The 20,896-nt window shown below is 72.5% G+C and carries 20 protein-coding genes; 3 read left to right on the forward strand and 17 right to left on the reverse strand.

Annotated features, from left to right (window positions below):
• Nucleotide 1: 1 nt before the first annotated feature.
• From ACA511_RS15785 to gndA, 4 genes are all read right to left on the reverse strand, one after another.
• The gene (locus tag ACA511_RS15785; protein ID WP_375025061.1) at nucleotides 2-2,509 is read right to left on the reverse strand and encodes a DEAD/DEAH box helicase; all 2,508 of its coding nucleotides are present in this window, start codon (nucleotides 2,507-2,509) and stop codon (nucleotides 2-4) included.
• Nucleotides 2,510-2,799: 290 nt separating this feature from the next.
• Nucleotides 2,800-3,396 carry an HD domain-containing protein gene (locus ACA511_RS15790; RefSeq protein WP_375025062.1) on the reverse strand — a complete coding sequence of 199 codons (597 nt, stop codon included), beginning with the start codon at nucleotides 3,394-3,396 and terminating at the stop codon, nucleotides 2,800-2,802.
• 164 nt (nucleotides 3,397-3,560) lie between these two features.
• The gene (locus tag ACA511_RS15795) at nucleotides 3,561-3,806 is read right to left on the reverse strand and encodes a hypothetical protein (RefSeq protein ID WP_375025063.1); all 246 of its coding nucleotides are present in this window, start codon (nucleotides 3,804-3,806) and stop codon (nucleotides 3,561-3,563) included.
• Between the two features lie 170 nt (nucleotides 3,807-3,976).
• Nucleotides 3,977-5,404, reverse strand: coding sequence for an NADP-dependent phosphogluconate dehydrogenase (gene gndA / locus ACA511_RS15800; protein ID WP_375025065.1), 1,428 nt, complete (start codon nucleotides 5,402-5,404; stop codon nucleotides 3,977-3,979).
• 142 nt (nucleotides 5,405-5,546) lie between these two features.
• Here gndA and ACA511_RS15805 point away from each other — a divergent pair, with 142 nt between their 5' ends.
• Nucleotides 5,547-6,320 carry an HAD family hydrolase gene (locus tag ACA511_RS15805; protein ID WP_375025066.1) on the forward strand — a complete coding sequence of 258 codons (774 nt, stop codon included), beginning with the start codon at nucleotides 5,547-5,549 and terminating at the stop codon, nucleotides 6,318-6,320.
• 35 nt (nucleotides 6,321-6,355) lie between these two features.
• Nucleotides 6,356-8,716, forward strand: coding sequence for a glycoside hydrolase family 65 protein (locus tag ACA511_RS15810; protein WP_375025067.1), 2,361 nt, complete (start codon nucleotides 6,356-6,358; stop codon nucleotides 8,714-8,716).
• 21 nt (nucleotides 8,717-8,737) lie between these two features.
• Here ACA511_RS15810 and soxR read toward each other — a convergent pair whose 3' ends face one another.
• From soxR to ACA511_RS15845, 7 genes are all read right to left on the reverse strand, one after another.
• Nucleotides 8,738-9,304, reverse strand: coding sequence for a redox-sensitive transcriptional activator SoxR (gene soxR / locus ACA511_RS15815; protein WP_375025068.1), 567 nt, complete (start codon nucleotides 9,302-9,304; stop codon nucleotides 8,738-8,740).
• A 74-nt stretch (nucleotides 9,305-9,378) separates the two neighbouring features.
• Entirely contained in the window at nucleotides 9,379-9,954 is a 576-nt protein-coding gene (locus ACA511_RS15820) for an HdeD family acid-resistance protein (protein ID WP_375025069.1), read from the reverse strand.
• 134 nt (nucleotides 9,955-10,088) lie between these two features.
• The gene (locus ACA511_RS15825; RefSeq protein WP_375025070.1) at nucleotides 10,089-11,906 is read right to left on the reverse strand and encodes a phosphoenolpyruvate carboxykinase (GTP); all 1,818 of its coding nucleotides are present in this window, start codon (nucleotides 11,904-11,906) and stop codon (nucleotides 10,089-10,091) included.
• A gap of 177 nt (nucleotides 11,907-12,083) precedes the next feature.
• On the reverse strand, nucleotides 12,084-13,136 hold the full coding sequence (locus ACA511_RS15830; protein WP_375025071.1) for an ABC transporter ATP-binding protein: 1,053 nt from the start codon (nucleotides 13,134-13,136) through the stop codon (nucleotides 12,084-12,086).
• On the reverse strand, nucleotides 13,133-13,942 hold the full coding sequence (locus ACA511_RS15835) for an ABC transporter permease (protein ID WP_375025072.1): 810 nt from the start codon (nucleotides 13,940-13,942) through the stop codon (nucleotides 13,133-13,135). The genes ACA511_RS15830 and ACA511_RS15835 overlap by 4 nt, the downstream gene beginning before the upstream one ends.
• The gene (modA, locus tag ACA511_RS15840; RefSeq protein ID WP_375025073.1) at nucleotides 13,939-14,721 is read right to left on the reverse strand and encodes a molybdate ABC transporter substrate-binding protein; all 783 of its coding nucleotides are present in this window, start codon (nucleotides 14,719-14,721) and stop codon (nucleotides 13,939-13,941) included. Before modA ends, ACA511_RS15835 begins: the two co-directional genes overlap by 4 nt.
• The gene (locus ACA511_RS15845; protein ID WP_375025074.1) at nucleotides 14,718-15,131 is read right to left on the reverse strand and encodes a molybdopterin-binding protein; all 414 of its coding nucleotides are present in this window, start codon (nucleotides 15,129-15,131) and stop codon (nucleotides 14,718-14,720) included. The genes modA and ACA511_RS15845 overlap by 4 nt, the downstream gene beginning before the upstream one ends.
• A 279-nt stretch (nucleotides 15,132-15,410) precedes the next feature.
• Between ACA511_RS15845 and ACA511_RS15850 the strand changes: the two genes are divergently transcribed.
• A complete protein-coding gene (locus ACA511_RS15850) occupies nucleotides 15,411-16,010 on the forward strand; it encodes a hypothetical protein (RefSeq protein ID WP_375025075.1) in 600 nt (199 codons plus the stop codon).
• A gap of 12 nt (nucleotides 16,011-16,022) precedes the next feature.
• Here the strand turns inward: ACA511_RS15850 and ACA511_RS15855 are convergent, their stop codons facing one another.
• The 6 genes from ACA511_RS15855 to ACA511_RS15880 all read right to left on the reverse strand — a co-directional run bounded on the left by ACA511_RS15855 (nucleotide 16,023) and on the right by ACA511_RS15880 (nucleotide 20,892).
• Entirely contained in the window at nucleotides 16,023-16,223 is a 201-nt protein-coding gene (locus ACA511_RS15855) for a hypothetical protein (protein WP_375025076.1), read from the reverse strand.
• A 175-nt stretch (nucleotides 16,224-16,398) separates the two neighbouring features.
• Nucleotides 16,399-17,790 carry a ribosome biogenesis GTPase Der gene (gene der, locus ACA511_RS15860; RefSeq protein WP_375025598.1) on the reverse strand — a complete coding sequence of 464 codons (1,392 nt, stop codon included), beginning with the start codon at nucleotides 17,788-17,790 and terminating at the stop codon, nucleotides 16,399-16,401.
• Nucleotides 17,791-17,792: 2 nt separating this feature from the next.
• Complete coding sequence (gene cmk / locus ACA511_RS15865) at nucleotides 17,793-18,455, reverse strand: (d)CMP kinase (RefSeq protein ID WP_375025077.1); 663 nt, start codon at nucleotides 18,453-18,455, stop codon at nucleotides 17,793-17,795.
• 173 nt (nucleotides 18,456-18,628) lie between these two features.
• A complete protein-coding gene (locus ACA511_RS15870) occupies nucleotides 18,629-19,720 on the reverse strand; it encodes a prephenate dehydrogenase (RefSeq protein WP_375025078.1) in 1,092 nt (363 codons plus the stop codon).
• Nucleotides 19,721-19,770: 50 nt separating this feature from the next.
• Nucleotides 19,771-20,133, reverse strand: coding sequence for a chorismate mutase (gene aroH, locus ACA511_RS15875; RefSeq protein ID WP_375025079.1), 363 nt, complete (start codon nucleotides 20,131-20,133; stop codon nucleotides 19,771-19,773).
• 27 nt (nucleotides 20,134-20,160) lie between these two features.
• Nucleotides 20,161-20,892 (reverse strand): pseudouridine synthase, encoded by a 732-nt coding sequence (locus ACA511_RS15880; RefSeq protein WP_375025080.1) that lies wholly within the window; start codon nucleotides 20,890-20,892, stop codon nucleotides 20,161-20,163.
• Between the last annotated feature and the right edge of the window lie 4 nt (nucleotides 20,893-20,896).

Here is a 20,896-nt window from a genome sequence, read left to right on the forward strand (position 1 = left end):
CCTACATCCTGGAGACGCCGGTCACCCGGATCACGGCCTCGCCCTCCTGGTCCGAGCCCGCGAGGTCGACCTCGGCGGTGACGCCCCAGTCGTGATGCCCCTCCGGGTCGTCGAACACCTGCCGGACCCGCCACAGCGCGTCCTCCGGGACCTCCTCGATCTGCAGCAGCTTCGGCCCGCGCGCGTCGGGGCCGGTGAGCAGCTCGTCGTGCTCGGCGAAGTACCCGTCCATGGCGTCCGCCCACGCGTCCGCGCCGAAGTCGGGGTCCAGCCCGCCGAGGTCGCCGTACCGCTCCAGCGCGGCCAGCTCCACCCGCCGGAACATCGCGTTGCGGACCAGCACCCGGAACGCCCGCGTGTTCGCGGTCACCCGGGTGACGCGCTCCTCGATCGGCCCCTGCACGTCCTCGTCGGACGGGTTCGCGAGCTGCTCCCACTCGTCCAGCAGGCTGGAGTCGACCTGCCGGACCAGCTCGCCCAGCCACTCGATCAGGTCGATCAGGTCATCGGTCTTGATCGACTCCGGGACGGTCTGCTGCAGCGCCTTGTACGCCCCCGACAGGTAGCGCAGGACGAGGCCCTCCGTCCGCGCCAGCTCGTAGTAGCCGATGTACTCGGTGAACGTCATCGCCCGCTCGTACATGTCGCGCACGACCGACTTGGGCGCCAGCGGATGGTCGCCGACCCACGGGTGCCCGGCCCGGTAGATCTCGTACGCGGCGTCGAGCTCGTCCTCCAGCGGCTTCGGGTGGTCGACGTCCTGGAGCAGCTCCATCCGCTCCTCGTACTCGATGCCCTCGGCCTTCATCTCCTGGACGGCCTCGCCCCGCGCCTTGTTGACCTGCGCCGCGATGATCTGCCGCGGGTCCTCCAGGGTCGCCTCGATCACCGACAGGACGTCCAGCGCGTACGACGGCGACGCCGGGTCGAGCACCTCGAACGCCGCGAGCGCGAACGTCGACAGCGCCTGGTTGAGCGCGAAGTCCTCCTGGAGGTCGACGGTGATGCGCGCGTACCGCCCGGCGTCGTCGGGCTCGGGCAGCACCTCCACGACGCCTCCGGCCAGCAGCGACCGGTAGATGGCGATCGCCCGGGAGATGTGCCGCCTGCGCGCCGCCGGCTCCTCGTGGTTGTCGGTGAGCAGCCGCTTCATCGCCTGGAACGCGTTGCCCGGCCGCGCGATCACCGACAGCAGCATCGCGTGGCTGACCTGGAACCGGGACCGGAGCAGCTCCGGCTCGGCCTCCTGGAGCTTCGCGAAGACCTCCTCGTCCCAGCCGACGAACCCCTCGGGCGGCTTCTTGCGCTGCACCTTCCGGCGCTTCTTCGGGTCGTCGCCCGCCTTGGCGAGGGCCTTCTCGTTCTCGACGACGTGCTCGGGGGCCTGCGCCACGACGAACCCGACCGTGTCGAACCCGGCGCGGCCCGCCCGTCCGGCGATCTGGTGGAACTCCCGCGCCCGCAGCCGCCGGACCCGGTGCCCGTCGTACTTGCTCAGCGCGGTGAAGACGACCGTCCTGATCGGGACGTTCACGCCCACGCCCAAGGTGTCCGTCCCGCAGATGACCTTGAGCAGCCCGGCCTGCGCGAGCCGCTCCACCAGCCGCCGGTACTTGGGCAGCATCCCCGCGTGGTGCACCCCGATCCCGTGCCGGACGAACCGCGACAGGTTCCGCCCGAACTTCGTGGTGAACCGGAAGTTGCCGATCAGCTCCGCGATCCGGGCCTTCTCCGCCTTGGTGCACACGTTGACGCTCATCAGCGACTGCGCCCGCTCGATCGCCGCCGCCTGCGTGAAGTGCACCAGGTAGATCGGCGCCTTCTGCTCGGCCAGCAGCTCCTCGATCGTCTCGTGCAGCGGCGTCACCCGGTAGTCGTAGATCAGCGGGACGGGCCGCTCCGCCGACGTCACCAGCGCCGTCGGCCGCCCCGTCCGCCGCGTCAGGTCCTTCTGGAAGAACGCGACGTCCCCCAGCGTGGCCGACATCAGCAGGAACTGGACGTGCGGCAGCTCCAGCAGCGGGATCTGCCACGCCCACCCCCGCTCGGGCTCGGCGTAGAAATGGAACTCGTCCATCACCACGACGCCGATGTCGGCGTCGGCCCCGTCCCTGAGCGCGATGTTGGCGAGCACCTCCGCCGTACAGCAGACGATCGGCGCGTCGGCGTTCACGCTCGCGTCGCCGGTCATCATCCCGACGTTCTCGCGCCCGAACATCTCGCACAGGTCGAAGAACTTCTCCGACACCAGGGCCTTGATCGGCGCGGTGTAGAAGCCGACCTGGTCCTTGCCGAGCGCCGCGAACAGCGCCCCGGCCGCGACCAGGCTCTTCCCCGAGCCGGTCGGCGTCGAGAGGATCACGTTCACCCCCGACACCACCTCGATGAGCGCCTCCTCCTGGGCGGGGTAGAGCGTGATCCCGCGCCCCGACACCCACCGCTCGAACGCCTCGAACAGCGAATCGGCGTCTGCGTCGTTTCCAGAGGGAAGCTCATCGATAAGACTCACCCCTCCATCCTGCCCCCGATCCCCCACTGCCCGCGTCACCGCGAGGCTCCCGCCCAGCGAGGGCCGCCGCCGCGCCGATACCGGCGGCCGCGGCATCGGGCCCTCCGCCGATCACCGGTGCCGGCTCCACGATCGCCCGCATGCCCCCTGGCGCCCGTCCGTCCGGATCGATCGGACCGGTGCGTTCGCCCTCCCCGTGCGCGGCCGTGCGATTTCGCCCGCACTCCCGCGCATCACGCCCGCGACCTGGGCCTCTTCGCCTGGCGGCGCACGCGGGCGCACACCCGGCGTCACACCAGGGCGTGCCCGTGCTCGGCCGCCAGGGGCGTGAGATCCGGCTCGCCGAAGACCGCGCGCATCGCCTCGAAGGCCGCGGCCTTCTCCGCACCGAACCGCCGGACATGGACGGCATAGGTCTCCGCGGTCACGAATGTGGGCGGATTGGTCTTGCTGTGGAATTTGTCGGCGTACATGACGAGCCTCTCCTCGCGGCTTTCGGCCACGTAGTCGCCCGGCGGCACGGGAAGCCCCTGCCGGACGATGTCGTCCCGCGTCAGTCCCATCCCGGTGTGGCAGGAGCAGAACCGGCAGATCGCCTCGGAGAACCCTTCGTCCGCGAGCAGCTCATGCCCGAGCACCCCGTGCCGGACGTACTGCGCGTGATCGAATCTCCCGTCGGCGTCGTACAGCCGGTAGACCCCCACGTCATGCAGCAGGCACCCGGCCCGCACAAGGTCCGCGCCCGCCCCGGGCCCGGCGCGCCCCATGAGCTGCTCGGCGATCTCACAGACGATCACGCAGTGCGTCCAGACGAGCTCGAACGCCTCCCGCCCCGGCGCCCACCTCTTATGCAGCGCCCGGATCTCGTCGTCTCCCGGAATCCGCATCCCGCCAACCCTACGGTCCACGGGTGTGGGCGCTCCTGTGCGGCAACAAAGGGCCGGACGGAACGAGCCGCGGAGACAGGGGGGCGACAAAGGATCGCCTACCGACCCTGGACCCGATCACGCCCCCGGAGAAGCACTCCGGGGGCATGGTCCCGTCCGAGCTGCTACCGCACCACGCCTTCGGACCTGGCGACCAGGCGGGCCAGGGTCCCGGCCATCTCCTCCTGGCGAGCGGACATCTTGCCCAGCTCACCCATGATCAGGTTCACGGCCGAACCCAGCTCCTGACGGAGCTCCTGCTTGGTCGCGAGCAGCTGCTCATCGAGGTAGTCCTTGGTGACGAGGTCCTTGAGGTCGTCCTTGGTGGCCAGGTCAGCGAGGGTGACCTGTTCGAGGGGCTTGCGCGCCATGACGGGCATGCTATCTCTCCTTCGAGTCTCGTGTCCGTCGGGACCGACACCACAATCTGGCACGCACGGGGGACTCTCGGTGGTCGGCAGATCACGTTTAGGCACAATGGATCACCTGCGAATCACCCCCGCCTCCGGTCGTCTTCCCTTGGGGCGACCCAAGGCGTCCCCTATGCGGATGTCTCAGTTCGGTCGGCGCCCCAGAGGGTGTGGAAGGAGCCTTCCCGGTCGACGCGTCGGTAGGTGTGGGCGCCGAAGAAGTCGCGCTGGCCCTGGGTGAGGGCGGCGGGCAGGCGGGCGGCGCGCAGCGAGTCGTAGTAGGCGAGGGCCGTGGAGAAGCCGGGCGCCGGGATGCCGAGGCGGGCGGCGGTGCCGACGACGTCGCGCCAGGCGTCCTGGGCGTCGCCCACGGCCTCGGCGAAGTGGGCGTCGGTCAGCAGGGTGGGCGTGGCAGGGTCGGCCTCGTAGGCGGCGCGGATGCGGTCGAGGAAGCGGGCGCGGATGATGCAGCCGCCCCGCCAGATGGTGGCCATCGCGCCGAGGTCGATGTTCCAGCCGTACTCGGCGCTGCCCGCCTGGATCTCGTGGAAGCCCTGCGCGTACGCGACGATCTTGGACGCGTAGAGGGCCTTCTCGACCGCGTCGGCGAAGCCCGGGCCGACGCCGGCCCCGGCTCCGGACGGGCCCGGCAGGCTCCGCGCGGCCTCGCGGAGGGCGGCGTGCCCGGAGACGGAGCGGGCGAAGACGGCCTCGGCGATGCCGCCGACGGGGACGCCCAGGTCGAGCGCGGTCTGCACGGTCCAGCGGCCGGTGCCCTTCTGCTCGGCCTGGTCGAGGACGACGTCCACGAACGGCCGGCCGGTGGACGCGTCGGTGTGCGCGAGGACCTCGGCGGTGATCTCGATGAGGTAGGACTCCAGCCGGCCGGTGTTCCAGGTGCGGAACACCTCGGCGATCTCGGCGGGGGCGAGGCCGGCGGCGTGCCGGAGCAGGTCGTAGGCCTCGGCGATCAGCTGCATGTCGGCGTACTCGATGCCGTTGTGCACCATCTTCACGAAGTGCCCGGCGCCGTCGGGGCCGACGTGGACGCAGCAGGGCGTCCCGTCGACCTTGGCGGAGATGTCCTCCAGCAGCGGGCCGAGCGCGGCGTAGGACTCGGCGGAGCCGCCCGGCATGATGCTCGGGCCGTGCAGCGCGCCCTCCTCGCCGCCGGAGATGCCGGTGCCGACGAAGTGCAGGCCGCGTTCGCGGAGCGCGGACTCGCGGCGGCGGGTGTCGGCGAAGTTGGCGTTGCCGCCGTCCACGATCATGTCGCCGGGCTCCAGCAGCGGGGCGAACTCGTCGATGACGGCGTCGGTCGGCCCGCCCGCCTTCACCATGACGACCAAACGCCGGGGCCGCTCCAGGGACGCCACGAACTGCTCCGGCGTCTCGGCCGGCAGGAACGTCCCCTCGTCGCCGAACTCCTCGACCAGCGCCTTGGTCCGGCTGGAGGTGCGGTTGTGGACGGCGACGGGATGCCCGTGCCGGGCGAGGTTGCGGGCCAGGTTCCGACCCATCACCGCCAGCCCGGTGACGCCGATTCGCGCCTTCTGCATTGGCTCACTCCTCCTCGTGTGCGACCCTGGCCAAGGGGTTGTACGCGGAGCGTGACCCCCTCGTTCGAGCGTCCGGGCGGCATGCCCGCGCTCGATCCGGGGAACGGGTCGCGCGTACCGATCAAAATTGGCCTTCACCGTGATGGTGACATTCCAGGGGGTGCGGATGCTGGGACTGCCGGACGAGGCCGCGGCGTGTCTCTTCGATCTCGACGGGGTGCTGACCCGGACGGCGTCCGTCCACGCCGCGGCGTGGAAGGAGATGTTCGACGGCTACCTGCGGGAACGTTCCCGGCGGACGGGCGAGCCGTGCACGGAGTTCGACCCCGTGGCCGACTACGGCCGGTACGTCGACGGCAAGAAGCGCGAGGACGGGACGCGCTCGTTCCTGGAGTCGCGCGGCATCACCCTGCCGGAGGGCGAGCCGGACGACCCGCCGGAGCGCGAGACGATCCGCGGCCTCGGCAACCGGAAGAACGCCCTGGTGCTGAAGCTCATCGAGGAGAAGGGCGTGGAGACGTTCGACGGCTCGATCGACTACGTCCGCGCGGCGCGGGCGGCGGGGCTGCGGACGGCGGTGGTGTCGTCCAGCGCCAACACCGTCCAGGTGCTGCGGACGGTCGGCATCACCGGCCTGTTCGACGCGCGGGTGGACGGCGTCGTCGCGGCCGACCGCCACCTGCCCGGCAAGCCGGCCCCGGACATGTTCCTCGCGGGCGCGCAGGAGCTGGACGTGCCGGCGGCGAAGGCGGTGGTGTTCGAGGACGCGCTCGCCGGCGTCCAGGCGGGCCGGGCGGGCGGGTTCGCGTACGTGGTGGGCGTCGACCGGGTCGGCGGGGACCACGCGAAGGCACTGGCCGAGCACGGCGCGGACGTGGTGGTCGGCGACCTGTCCGAGCTGCTGGGGGACGCGTGAGGGGGCGGGAGGGGCGGAGCGCCGCGGACCGCCCGGTGTTCACCGTGGAGCCCTGGTGCGTGCGGGAGCCCGAGCTCCGGCTGGACCGGCTGGCGCAGAGCGAGTCGGTGTTCGCGCTGTCCAACGGGCATCTCGGCATGCGCGCCAACCTCGACGAGGGCGAACCGCACGGGCTGCCCGGCACGTATCTGAACTCGTTCTACGAGCAGCGTCCGCTGCCGCACGCCGAGACCGCCTACGGGTATCCCGAGTCGGGGCAGACGGTCATCAACGTCACCAACGGCAAGGTGATCCGGCTGCTGGTGGACGATGAGCCGCTCGACGTCCGGTACGGCCGGGTCCACCACCACGAGCGGATCCTGGACATGCAGGCGGGCACGCTGACCCGGCACGTCGAGTGGACGTCCCCCGCCGACAAGACGATCAAGGTCACGTCGGTGCGGATGGTGTCGCTGACGCAGCGCGCCGTCGCGGCGATCTGCTACGAGGTCGAGCCGGTGGACAGCGCGGTCCGGCTGGTCGCCCAGTCCGAGCTGGTGGCCAACGAGGCGCTGCCCGGCGGCGGCAAGGACCCGCGCGCCTCCGCCATCCTGGACTGCCCCCTCGTCAGCGAGGAGCACTTCGCCAACGGCACCAAGGTGCTGCTGCTGCACCGGACGCGGCACAGCGGCCTGCGGATGGGCGCCGGCATGTCGCACGACATCGAGGGCCCCGAGTCGATGCAGGTGGAGACCGAGAGCGCCCCGGACGTGGGGCGGCTGACGGTCGCGACGCGGCTGGAGCCGGGGCAGAAGCTCCGAATCGTCAAGTACATCGCCTACGGGTGGTCGAGCCGGCGGTCCCGGCCCGCGCTGCACGACCAGGTGGTCGGGGCGCTGGCGGGCGCGCGGCAGACCGGCTGGGACGGCCTGCTGGCCGAGCAGCGCGCGTACCTCGACGACTTCTGGGAGGGCGCGGACGTCGAGGTCGAGGGCGACGCGGAGATCCAGCAGGCGGTCAGGTTCGGGCTGTTCCACGTGCTGCAGGCGGGCGCGCGGGCGGAACGCCGCATGATCCCGGCGAAGGGGCTGACGGGTCCCGGCTACGACGGGCACACGTTCTGGGACACCGAGACGTTCGTCCTGCCCGTGCTGACCTACACGTCCCCCGGCGCGGCGGCGGACGCGCTCGCCTGGCGGCACATGACGCTGCCGCTGGCGTGCGAGCGCGCCCGGCAGCTCGGCCTGCACGGCGCCACGTTCCCGTGGCGGACGATCCGCGGCCAGGAATGCTCGGGCTACTGGCCCGCCGGGACGGCGGCGTTCCACATCAACGCCGACATCTCGGACGCCGTCGTCCGCTATCTCGACGCGACGCAGGACGAGCAGTTCGAGCGGGAGATCGGCATCGACATCCTGGTGCAGACCGCGCGGCTGTGGCGGAGCCTCGGCCACCACGACGTGGGCGGCGTGTTCCGCATCGACGGCGTCACCGGGCCGGACGAGTACAGCGCGATCGTCGACAACAACGTCTACACCAACCTCATGGCGCGCCGGAACCTCCAGGAGGCCGCCGAGATGGCGATGCGCCATCCGGACGTGGCGAACCGGCTCGGGGTGAACGCCGAGGAGGCGGCGTCGTGGCGGGACGCGGCGGCGGCCATGCTGATCCCCTACGACGACCGGCTCGGCGTCCATCCGCAGAGCGAGAGCTTCACCAACCACGCCCGCTGGGACTTCGCGACGACCAAGCCCGACCACTACCCCCTGCTGCTGAACTTCCCGTACTTCGACCTCTACCGGAAGCAGGTCGTCAAGCAGGCGGACCTCGTCCTCGCCCTGCACCTGTGCGGCGAGGCGTTCACCAGCGAGCAGAAGGAGCGCGACTTCGCCTACTACGAGGGGCTGACCGTCCGGGACTCCTCCCTCTCGGCGCAGACGCAGGCGGTCGTCGCGGCCGAGGTCGGCCAGCTGGAGCTGGCGCACGACTACCTGGGCGAGACCGCCCTGATGGACCTGCACGACCTGAACCGCAACACCCGCGACGGGCTGCACATCGCGTCGATGGCGGGGGCGTGGAGCGGGCTCGTCGCCGGGTTCGGCGGGATGCGGGCCCGTCGGGGCGAGGTGCGGTTCGCGCCGCGGCTGCCGGGCGGGATCAGCCGGCTGACGTTCCGGATGCGCTACCGGGGCTGCCTGATCAAGGTCGGGGTGACCGCGGAGGAGGCCCGCTACGAGCTGCTGGACGGCCCGGGCCTCCCGCTGCTGCACCACGGTGACAGGTTCACGCTCGGCGACGAGCCGGTGGAGCTGCCGATCGAGCAGGTGCCGGCGCGTCAGGCGCCGGCCCAGCCGGCCGGGCGCGAACCGGCGCCGCGCCGCTTCGACCCGCACGTCCGCACGCCGCAGCGCCGCTAACCGGGCCGGCGGCCGGCCCGGTTAGCGGCCGGGCCGGCGGCCGGCCGGTCCCCCCGTGGTGCAGGGATCGGCGCATTCCGGAGGCGCGGCGACGGCCGCCGCCTCCCGCCCGCCCGGCCGGCTCGGCGCCGCACGGTCGACGAGGAGCCTGCGCGGCCCCGGGCCCTCGTCGCCGAGCCGGTCGTAGGGGTTGGCCAGAGCGCACTTGTTGATCGACAGGCAGCCGCAGCCGATGCAGTCGGTGAGGTCGTCGCGCAGCCGCTCCAGCTGCCGGATGCGGTCGTCGAGGTCGCCGCGCCACGTCTCGGACAGGCGCGCCCAGTCCGCGACCGTGGGGGTGCGCTCCTCGGGGAGGGTGGCGAGCGCGTCGCGGATGTCGCCGAGCGGGATCCCGACGCGCTGCGACACCTTGATGAAGGAGACCCGGCGGAGCGTGTCGCGGCTGAACCGGCGCTGGTTGCCGGCCGTCCGGCGGCTGCTGATCAGCCCTTTGGACTCGTAGAAGTGCAGCGCCGAGACGGCCACGCCGCTCCGCTCGGCGAGTTGCCCGACGGTCAGTTCGTGCACCCGGTGCTCAAGCCGCGTCATGGAACCGCATCCTATGCGGCCTCAACCGTTGTTGAGGTTCCGGAGGGCGGTCCAAGACGCCTGGGAGGGGCGGCCTAGGAGGGGGCGGCGGGGCTCGTCCGGCCGTGCCGTTCGGCCCGGCGTCCGAGCCGGCGCAGCCGGAACGCGGCGCCGAGCATGGCGGCGCCGCTCAGGATCGCGAGCAGCCCGATCAGCCAGACGATCGCGATGGCGCCGGAGACCGGCCAGGCGAACAGCAGGATCCCGAACAGCACCGAGATCGCGCCGGTCAGCACGTACGCCCATTCGCCGCGCAGTTCCCGGTGCATGGCGACGGCCACGACGATCTCCAGCACGCCGGTCGCGACGGCCCACGCGGCGATGAGCATCAGCAGGACGAACGCGGTGATGCCCGGCCACACGAGCGCCGCGATGCCGAGCGCGATGCCGGCGATGCCGACCAGCATGAGCAGGGCCCGCGACGCGCCGGTCGCCCCGCGGAACGCGTGCGCCACCGCGATCACCCCGTCCGCGAGGGCGTACGCGCCGAACAGCAGGACCAGCGCCCACACGGTGATGCCGGGCCAGGCCCAGGCGACGATGCCGAACAGGATCGCGAACGCGCCGCGGAGCGCGAGCACCCACCAGTGGCGGGTCATCAGGTCGAACATCCGGGCCTCCCTGGACGGGGACTTCTCCAAATGCTGCCCCCGCGTCCCACGGGAAAGGCCAAAGGCCGGTCGCGGACTCGGCAAAGTCCGCGACCGGCCCGTGGCTCACGCCGGCGGCCGGCCGGCCCGGGCGATCAGTGCTCCAGGCGGCGCACCAGGTCGTGGTACTCGTCCCACAGCGCCTTCGGCGTGCGGTCGCCGAACTTCTCGAAGAACTCCGGCACGAGCGCGGCCTCCTGCTTCCACACCTCGGTGTCGACCGACAGGAGCGTCTCCAGGTCGGCGTCGTCGATGGTGAGGCCGTCGGTGTCGAGCGCCTCCCGCGTCGGGAGGTGCCCGATCGGGGACTTGGCGGCGTCGGCCTTGCCGTTCAGCCGCTCGACGATCCACTTCAGGACGCGGCTGTTCTCGCCGAAGCCGGGCCAGATGAACTTGCCGTCGGCGTTCTTGCGGAACCAGTTGACGTAGTAGATCCGCGGGAGCTTCTCGGCGTCGGTGGCCTTGCCGATGTCGAGCCAGTGGCCGAAGTAGTCGCCCATGTTGTAGCCGCAGAACGGCAGCATCGCGAACGGGTCGCGGCGCAGCTCGCCGACGGCGCCCTCGGCGGCGGCGGTCTTCTCGGACGCGATGTTGGCGCCGAGGAACACGCCCTGCTGCCAGTCGAACGACTCGGTCACCAGCGGGACGGCGGAGGCGCGCCGGCCGCCGAACAGGATCGCCGAGATCGGGACGCCCGCCGGGTCCTCCCACTCGTCGGCGACGATCGGGCACTGCCCGGCCGGGGTGGTGAAGCGGGCGTTCGGGTGGGCGGCCGGGGTCTCGGACCCCGGCGTCCAGTCGTTGCCCTTCCAGTCGGTGAGGTGCGCGGGCGGCTCGTCGGTGAGGCCCTCCCACCACACGTCGCCGTCGTCGGTGAGCGCGACGTTGGTGAAGATGCTGTTGCCCCACAGCGTCTTCACGGCGTTGGCGTTGGTGCTCTCGCCGGTACCGGGCGCGACGCCGAAGAACCCGGCCTCCGGGTTGATCGCGTAGAGGCGGCCGTCGTCGCCGAACCGCATCCAGGCGATGTCGTCGCCGATGGTCTCGACCTTCCAGCCCGGGATGGTCGGCTCCAGCATGGCGAGGTTGGTCTTGCCGCACGCGGACGGGAACGCGGCGGCGACGTAGCGGGTCTCACCGGCCGGCGGCGTCAGCTTCAGGACGAGCATGTGCTCGGCCATCCAGCCCTCGTCGCGGGCCATCGTGGAGGCGATCCGCAGCGCGTAGCACTTCTTGCCCAGCAGGGCGTTGCCGCCGTAGCCGGACCCGTACGACCAGATCTCCCGGGTCTCGGGGAAGTGGGTGATGTACTTGGTGGAGTTGCAGGGCCACGTGGCGTCCGCCTGGCCGGGCTCCAGCGGGGCGCCGACGGAGTGGACGGCCTTGACGAACGAGCCGCGCTCCTCGATGAGCCGCAGCGCGCCCGCGCCCATCCGCGTCATGATCTTCATGGACACGGCGACGTAGGCGGAGTCGGTGATCTCGACGCCCAGCTGGGAGATGTTGCCGCCGAGCGGGCCCATGCAGAACGGCACCACGTACATGGTGCGGCCCTTCATGCAGCCGTCGAAGAGACCGCTCAGGGTCTCCTTCATCTCGGCGGGCGCCACCCAGTTGTTGGTGGGACCGGCGTCCGCCTCCTTCTCGGAGCAGATGAACGTGCGGTCCTCGACACGGGCGACGTCGGTGGGGTCGGACGCGGCGTGGAAGCTGTTCGGCCGTTTGGCCGGGTCGAGCCGCGTGAGGGTGCCCTGCTCGACGAGGAGGCCGGTCAGCCGCTCCCACTCCTCGTCCGAGCCGTCGCACCACTGGACGCGGTCCGGCTTGGTCAGCTCGGCGATCCCGCGTACCCACTCAATCAGTTCGGTGTGGCCGGTAGGGGCCTGGTCGAGGCCGGGGACCTGGATGGACACGGGCAACTCCTTCAGCTGTTCGCAGGATGTTTGCATGATGAACAAGACCCGTCGTTTTTGCCATTTGGTCTGGACCAATCCCGTCCGTATTTGTGGGCCTATGCCCTCTTTGTGATTGTTATCACTCGGCGCGGGACGTGACGGACGCCACCCCGCAACCGCCCCGCGCGGACGTACCTAAGCTGGGTAAACGTGCGTCTCGGTGGCCTTGACCGCCGCCCACACCGCGCTGCCCTCGGACAATTGAAGCTCGGCCACGGCGGCCGGAGTCACGTCCGCGACGGCGTCGAAAGGCGGCCCGGACAGCCGCACCCGGACGCGGTCCCCGTGCCGTTCGACCGCCGCCACGCGGGCGCGCCACAGGTTGCGGGGGCTGCCGTCCGGACGGGACCGGTACAGCGCCACCGAGGACGGAGCGAAGGCTATGAAGACCTCACCCTCGGGCGAGTCGACCGTGTCGAGGGTCCCCTCGCCGTCGCCGATCACCACGGTGCCGCCGCCCTCGGCCCGGCCCCGGTACAGGTTCAGCCCGACGAGCCGCGCCACGTAGTCGGTGCGGGGACGGCGGGCGACGTCCGCGGGCGTCCCCTCCTGGACGAGGCGCCCGCCCTCGATCACCACGATGCGGTCGGCCAGCACCATCGCGTCCAGCGGGTCGTGGGTGACGAGCACGGCCGCGCCCGCGAACCCGGCGAGGTGGCGGCGCAGCGCGGCCCGGATCTCCAGCCGCGTGTGCGCGTCGAGGGCGGCGAGCGGCTCGTCCAGCAGGAGCAGGCCCGGGTCGACGGCCAGCGCGCGGGCGAGCGCGACGCGCTGCGCCTGCCCGCCCGACAGCGCCCGCGGACGGACCGGCGCGTACTCCGCCAGCCCCACCCGGTCCAGCCACTCGGCGGCGGCGCGGCGGCCGGCGCGGCGGCCGGCGCCCCGGCAGCGCGGCCCGAACGCGACGTTCTCCAGCGCGCTGAGGTGCGGGAACAGCAGGTAGTCCTGGAAGACCATGCCGATGCGGCGGCGGTCGGGCGGCAGCGGGCGCAGGTCCTCGCCGTCCACCCGGACGTGCCCGCCCGCCATCGCGACGAGCCCGGCCAGCGCGCGCAGCGCGGTGCTCTTGCCCGCGCCGTTCGGGCCGAGCAGCGCGACGACCTCGCCCGGCGCGGCGGCGAGCGACAGGTCGAGGTCGAACGCGGCGCGCCGCACGACGAGCCGCGCGTCCAGCCCCGGGCGGCTCATGCGCCGCTCACCCACCGGTCCCGGAGGGCGGCCAGGACGACGACGGAGACGAAGAGCAGCACGAGGCTGAGCACGATCGCGGCCTGCGGGTCGGTCTCCAGCGCCAGGTAGACCGCGAGCGGCATCGTCTGCGTCCGGCCCGGGAAGTTGCCCGCGAAGGTGATCGTCGCGCCGAACTCGCCCAGCGCCCGCGCCCAGCACAGCACGGCGCCGGCCGCGACGCCGGGCGCGACGAGCGGCAGCGTGACCCGGCGGAAGATCGTCCAGCGGCCGGCGCCGAGGGTGGCGGCGGCCTCCTCGTAGCGCAGGTCGGCGGCGTGCAGCGCGCCCTCCACGCTGATCACCAGGAACGGCATCGCGACGAACGCCTCGGCCAGCACGACACCGGCGGTGGTGAACGGGAGGGTGATCCCGAACGCGGCGTCCAGCCGGGCCCCGATCAGGCCGCGCCGCCCGAGCACGAGCAGCAGCGCGACGCCGCCGACGACCGGCGGCAGCACGAGCGGCACCGTCACCAGCGCCCGGACGAGCCGGACGCCGGGGAACCGGACCCGCGCCATCGTCCAGGCCAGCGGGACGCCGAGCAGCACGCACAGGCAGGTGGCGAGGGTGGCGCTGAGCAGCGACAGGCGCAGCGCGTCCAGCACCTGCGGCTGCGCGAGCCGGGTGCCGAGCGTCGACCACGGCGCCCGGACGAGCAGCCCGAGCAGCGGCAGCACGAGGAACGCCAGCCCGGCGAGCGCGGGCACCAGGAGGACCCACGGCGGCCGCCCCGGCAGCCGGTCGGCCTCCCCCGCCCGCCTCACGGCGCCTCGAAGCCCGCCCGGGCCAGCACCGCTCTGCCCCGCTCGCCGAGCACGAGTCCGATGAACTCCCCGGCGAGCGCGCCGTTCGGGGCCTTGGCGACCTCGACGATCGGGTAGTCGTTGACGGCCTTCGCCGCCTCGGCGAACTCGATGGCCGTGACCTTGCCGTCCGCGGCCTGGGCGTCGGTGCGGTAGACGAGCCCGGCGTCCGCCTCCCCCAGGCCGACCTTGGTGAGGACGGCCTTGACGTCCTTCTCCCGCGACGCGGGCTCCACCTCGGTTCCGGCCGCGTCGAGCGCGGTCCTCGCGGCGGCCCCGCAGGGCACCTGGACGGCGCACAGGATCACCTTCAGCCCCGGCCGGGACAGGTCGCGCACCGTGGCCACCTTGCCGGGATTGTCCTTGGGGACGGCGATGACCAGGCGGTTCTTGGTGAACACCTGCGGCTGCCCGGACGCGTCGCCCGCATCGGTCACCGTCTTCATCGTGGCCGGGCTCGCGGACGCGAACACGTCCGCCGGGGCGCCCTGGGTGATCTGCTGCGCGAGCGTCGAGCTGCCGCCGAAGTTGAACCTGACCTTCACGCCGGGGTGGGAGCCCTCGAACGTCTTCCCGAGCGCGGTGAACGTCTCGGTCAGCGAGGCCGCCGCGAAGACCGTCAGCGCCTTGCCGCCGCCGCCGTCGCCTCCGCCCGTCCCGGACGAGGCGGCGCCGACGTCGCCGCAGCCGGTCGCGGCCGTGGTCAGGAGTACCGCCGCCGCCGCGATGCGCTTGATCATGATGCTCCCGGTTCCGCGACCTCGACCACGACGTTCGTCGACTTCACGACCGCCTCGGCGACCACGCCCACCTGGAGGCCGAGGTCGTCGGCGGCCTCCCGGCTCATCAGCGACACGACCCGGAACGGGCCCGCCTGGATCTCCACCTGCGCCATCACGCCGTCCCGGACGACGTCGGTCACGATGCCGCGCAGCCGGTTGCGCGCCGAGGAGAACCGCTCGGACTGATCGGGCGGCCCGGCTCCGCGCGCCTGCTCGCGCACGAACGCGGCCAGTTCGGCGCCCGGCACGCGCCGGTGGCCGTGCTCGTCGCGGGACGCCGGGAGCCGCCCGCCGTCCACCCAGCGGCGGACGGTGTCCGCGCTGACGCCGAGCAGGGCCGCCGCCTCACTGATCCTGAACGTGGTCACCGGCAAATCCTAGCCCATCGCAGATACAAGGGTCAGCATGCTGATGCTCAGTGAAATGCGAGCCGATACGGATTCTGAGCTTGCAGATGCGGTCAGCGACCACCCAACGACACCTCGGCGATCATCCCCGGGTTCGCCCAGATGGCACTTTTCATGGAAATGCTCCCTTTTTGGCCATGTATGGGGCGTGCGGCCGCGTAGACCGGCCGCGTCCGGGTAAACGGTGCATCAAAACAGAATCAGACCGCCCGGTCAGGAGGATTGATCATGACTGGGACCATGAGAGCACCACGCACCCGGGGCGTCCTCAGCGGAGTCCTGCTGATCCTGCTGGGGCTGTGGGGCGGCCTGCTGCCCTTCGCCGGCCCCTACTTCGGCTTCGGCTTCGCGCCGGACGACACCTGGGTCTACAACACCGACCGGCTGGAGCTGAGCATCGCCCCCGCCGCCGCGGCCGTGCTGGGCGGGCTCATCCTGCTGTTCAGCGCCAACCGCGCGGTCGCGATGCTCGGCGGCTGGCTGGCCGCGCTGGGCGGCGCCTGGTTCGCCGTCGGCCCACTCCTCGCCACCCTGTGGGACGTGCAAGGGATCGGCGCCCCGCTCGGCACCGGCGAAGGCAAGGCCGTCGCCGAGCAGCTGTCCGGGTTCACCGGGCTCGGCGTCGTGATCGTGTTCCTCGCCGCGTTCGCGCTCGGCCGCTTCGCCGTCATCGGCGCGCGGGAGCGGGCCAGGGCGGACGCGCCGGGACCGGCGGCGGGCGCGACCGCCACCCAGCCGATCGTGCACGGACGCTACGCGCGGGAGAACCAGCCGGGGCCCGCTCCATCGCCCAGGCCGGGCGACCAGCACGTGGCGGGAGACACGCGCCACGACCGCTAGGGGCGGCGGACGTCAGCGGTTGCGGTGGCGCATGTTGCGGACCGACTTGGTGGTCTCGTAGCTGCGCTCGTCGTCCGTCCGCACGTCGTCGCGGTCGGTGAACATGGCGACGAAGGCGATCAGCAGACCGACACCGCCGATCCACGGCTCCCGCCAGGCGAAGCTGAGCGCCACGCAGACGGCAGCAACGGAGATGAGCAGCAGCAGCTTCACGTTCCACCCCTCGACGCGCCCTGGTGTCCGGCAGACCGGGTCTGGCGGACGGCAACCGGTGCCGGTCACGAGATCCCCGAGTAATGGAAGACTTACTCGCGGCCCGTAGAGTGCATCCTGACATGCCGCGGCCCGTCCGGGAAAGATCCGGACGGGCCGCGGCACGATATTTCCGCTACTTCTTGCCCTTGCCGCGCTTCTCGCGGATCTTCATCGAGATGTCCAGCGGCGTCCCGTCGAAGCCGAACTCCTCGCGCAGCCGCCGCTCGATGAACCGCCGGTAGCCCTCCTCCAGGAACCCGGAGGTGAACAGCACGAACTTCGGCGGCCGCACCCCCGCCTGCGTCGCGAACAGCACGCGCGGCTGCTTCCCGCCCCGCACCGGGTGCGGATGCGAGTTCACCAGGTCGGCGAAGAACTGGTTCAGCTTGGACGTCGGGACGCGGGCGCCCCAGCCGTCCAGGGCCGTCTCGATGCCCGGCACCAGCTTCTCCATGTGCCGGCCGGTCTTCGCGGAGATGTTCACCCGCGGCGCCCACCGCGCGTTGTGCAGCTGCCGGTCGATCTCGCGGTCCAGGTAGTGGCGGCGCTCCTCGTCCAGCAGGTCCCACTTGTTGTAGGCGATCACCAGCGCGCGGCCCGAGTCGATCACCATCGAGATGATCCGCAGGTCCTGCTCGGCGAGCGGCTGGTCGGCGTCCACCAGCACGACCGCGACCTCGGCGCGCTCCAGCGCCGACTGCGTGCGCAGCGTCGCGTAGAAGTCGGCGCCCTGGTTCTCCCGGTGCCGCCGCCGGATCCCGGCCGTGTCGATGAAGCGCCAGGTCTTGCCGCCCAGCTCGATCAGCTCGTCGACCGGGTCGCGGGTCGTCCCCGCCACCGAGTCGACGACGGCGCGGTTCTCCCCCGCCAGCTTGTTCAGCAGGCTCGACTTGCCGACGTTCGGACGGCCCAGCAGCGCCACCCGGCGCGGCCCGCCCACCACGTCGAACGTCTCCGCCGGCGGCTCCTCGGGCAGCGCCTCCAGCACCGCGTCGAGCAGGTCGCCGCTGCCGCGCCCGTGCAGCGCGCTGACCGGGTGCGGCTCGCCGATGCCGAGCGACCACAGCAGCGCCGCGTCGGACTCGGCGCCGATGTCGTCGACCTTGTTGGCGACCAGCACCACCGGCTTGCCGGACCGGCGCAGGATCTCCACCACGGCCTCGTCGACGTCGGTGGCGCCCACGGTCGCGTCGACCACGAACATCACGACGTCCGCGAGTTCGACCGCCAGCCGGGCCTGCTCCGCGATCGCCGCGGCCAGGCCGGACGATTCGGGCAGCCAGCCGCCGGTGTCGACGACGGTGAACCGCCGCCCGCTCCAGGTCGCGTCATAGGCGACCCGGTCGCGGGTCACGCCCGGGACGTCCTCCACGACGGCCTCGCGGCGGCCGAGGATCCGGTTGACCAGGGTGGACTTGCCGACGTTCGGCCGCCCGACCACGGCCACGACCGGCGCCGGCCCCGCGTCGTCGGCGACGTCCTCGATGGCGCCGGCCGTTTCGATCTCGTAATCGCTCAATACCATGCTCACTCGTGCTCTTTGGCGAGGCGGACGACCGCCTCGATGACCTCGGCCAGGCCCAGCTCGGACGAGTCGATCTCGTGCGCGCCGGCCGCCCTCGTCAGCGGCGACGCCTTCCGGGTGGAGTCGAGCCGGTCCCGCCGCGCCTGCTCGGCACGCGTGACCGTCACCGACGCCCCCGGGTCTGCGACCAGGTCCTTCGCGCGGCGCGCCGCGCGCACCTCTTCGCTGGCCGTCAGATACACCTTCACGGGCGCGTCCGGCACGACGACCGTGCCGATGTCGCGGCCCTCCACCACGATGCCGCCGGCCCCGATGATCTCCCGCTGCAACTCCACCAGCCGGGCGCGGACCGCCGGGACGGCGCTGACCGCGCTGACCGCGTTCGTCACCGTGCGCTCGCGGATCGGGCCGGACACGTCCGCCCCGTCCACGGTGATGGCGGGCGCGTCCGGGTCAGTGCCGCAGGCGATCTCCGGCTCGGCCGCGCGGGCCGCCACCGCGACGCCGTCCTCGACCGGGACGCCGTTGTCCAGCATCCACCACGTCATCGCCCGGTACATGGCCCCCGTGTCGAGGTACCGCAGCCCGAGCGCGCGGGCGACGCCCTTGGACGCGCTGGACTTGCCCGAACCGGAGGGTCCGTCCATGGCGATGACGAGCGGCACGATCGCTCCCTCTCTTCTTCGGCGGAGCGCCCGCCGACCCCGGTCGGCAGACGAGACGGGCGGCGGTCGACGCCGCGCCGGCGCGGGCGTCCCCCCGGGACGGTCCCCGACGAACCAGGCTACCGGTCCCCGAACGCGGACGCGTCATCCCGGCGGACGGCCGCCGGGCCCGGTCAGCCCGGGACCGACCAGCCGCGGGCGCGCAGCTCGGCGGCGAGGCCGTCGGCGGCCTCCGGGACGACCGACAGCTCCAGCACGCCGAGCGGGCGGCCCGGCGAGTGCTCGATCGCCACGTCCTCGATGTTGACGCCCGCGATCCCCGCCGCCTGGAAGATCATCGCCAGCTCGCCGGGGCGGTCCGGGATGACCACCTGGACGGTCGTGTACGCGGGCTGGTCGCCGCCGTGCTTGCCGGGGATGCGGGACCGGCCCGCGTTCCCGCGCAGCAGCAGGTCGGCGACGTGCGCGGCGGCCTCCTCGCTGCCGTCGCGCAGCAGCGACGCGGCCACCGCGAGGTCGGTGGCGACGGCCTCCAGGACGTCCGCGACGGGCGCGGAGTTCGCCGACAGGATGCCGATCCACAGCCGCGGGTCGCTCGCCGCGATCCGCGTCACGTCCCGGACGCCCTGCCCGGCGAGGCCCAGCGCCACGTCGTCCGCGCCGGTCAGCCGGGCGGCGACGGCGGCCGACACCACGTGCGGGCCGTGCGAGACGAGCGCGACCGCCCGGTCGTGCTCGGCGGCGTCCACCTCGACCGGCATCGCCCCGCACGCCTTCGCCAGCCCCGTCACGGCCGCGACGGTCTCCGGCGTCGCCTCCGGCGGCGCGCACAGCGCCCACGGACGGCCGAGGAACAGGTCGGCGCGGGCGGCGCCCGGCCCCGACCGCTCGCTCCCGGCGAGCGGATGCCCCGCCACGAACGTCGTGAGGTCGCAGCCCAGCTCGGCCGCCTGCGCCAGCGGCAGCGCCTTCACGCTCGCCACATCGGTGTAGGCGACGGCGAGGCCGCGCTTCTGCGCGTCCAGCAGCGTCACGGCCACGGCGGCCGGCGGCACCGCGAGCACCGCCAGGTCGGCGGGCTCCTCGTGCGCCCCCTCCGGCAGCGCCGCGCCGGCGCCCAGCTCCACGGCGAGCGCCAGCGCCGCCGCGTCCCGGTCGGTCAGCAGCACCTCGGCGCCGCGCTCCCGCATCGCCAGGGCGATCGACGTGCCGATCAGCCCCGTCCCGACGACGACGATCCGCCGCGCCACCACGTCCTCGCTCACGCCCGTCACCCTACTGCGCCCCATCCACCGCTACCGCGCCCCGAACCCCGCTACTGCGCGATGTCCAGCCGGAGCGCGGTCGCACCGCGCAGGTAGACGTGCTGGACGTCCGAGCGGGCGCGGCCCGTCTCGATGTGCGCCATCAGCCGGATCACCCGCGGCAGCGCGCCCGGGACGCCGATCTCCGTCGCGCACAGCAGCGGCACCTCGTGGAAGCCGAGCTTGCGGGCGGCCAGCGCCGGGAACTCCGCCGTCAGGTCCGGCGTCACCGTGAAGATGACGCTGATCACGTCGTCGGTGCTCAGCTCGTTGCGGGACATCACCGCGGAGACGAGCTCCGTCGTCGCCTCCAGGATCTGGTCCCGGTCGTCGGCGTCGATCTGCGTCGCCCCACGGACCGCGCGTACCGCCACAGTCGTTCCTCCTCGTGTCCGATGTCGCTACAGCCCGACGGCCGCGTACAGCTCGCCGATCTCCCGGACGGTCAGCGCCCGCATCCCGCCCGGCTGCAACGACCCCAGCTTGATCGGCCCGAACTCTATGCGGGCGAGCTGCTGGACGGGGAACCCGACCTCCTTCAGCAGCCGCCGGACGATGTGCTTGCGCCCCTCGTGCAGGGTGATCTCCACCAGGACACGGCGTCCGACCTGGTCGAAGACGCGGAACCGGTCGGCCTTGGCGGGGCCGTCGTCCAGCGTCACCCCCGCCCTCAGCCGCTTGCCGAGGTCGCGCGGGATCGGGCCGTGGATCTCCGCCAGGTACGTCTTGTAGACCCCGTAGGACGGGTGGGTGAGCCGGTGCGACAGCTCCCCGTCGTTGGTGAGCAGGATCAGGCCCTCGGTGTCGGTGTCGAGCCGGCCGACGTGGAACAGCCGCTCCGGCACCTCCACGTAGTCGGCGAGGGACTTGCGGCCCCGCTCGTCCGACATCGTGGACACCACGCCGCGCGGCTTGTTGATCGCGTAGTACCGCATCTCGGAGCGGGTCTCGACCCGCTTGCCGTCCACGTGGATGACGGCGGTCTCCGGGTCGACGCGCTCGCCGAACCGGAACACCTTCTTGCCGTCCACGGTGACGCGGCCCTCGCCGATCAGCTCCTCGCAGTGGCGGCGGCTGCCGATCCCCGCCTCGGCCAGGACCTTCTGCAGCCGTACGCCCTCGTTGTCGCTCACGGAA

The organism is Actinomadura sp. GTD37 (genome assembly GCF_041951365.1).
In the GTDB taxonomy this organism is placed as follows: Bacteria; Actinomycetota; Actinomycetes; order Streptosporangiales; family Streptosporangiaceae; genus Spirillospora.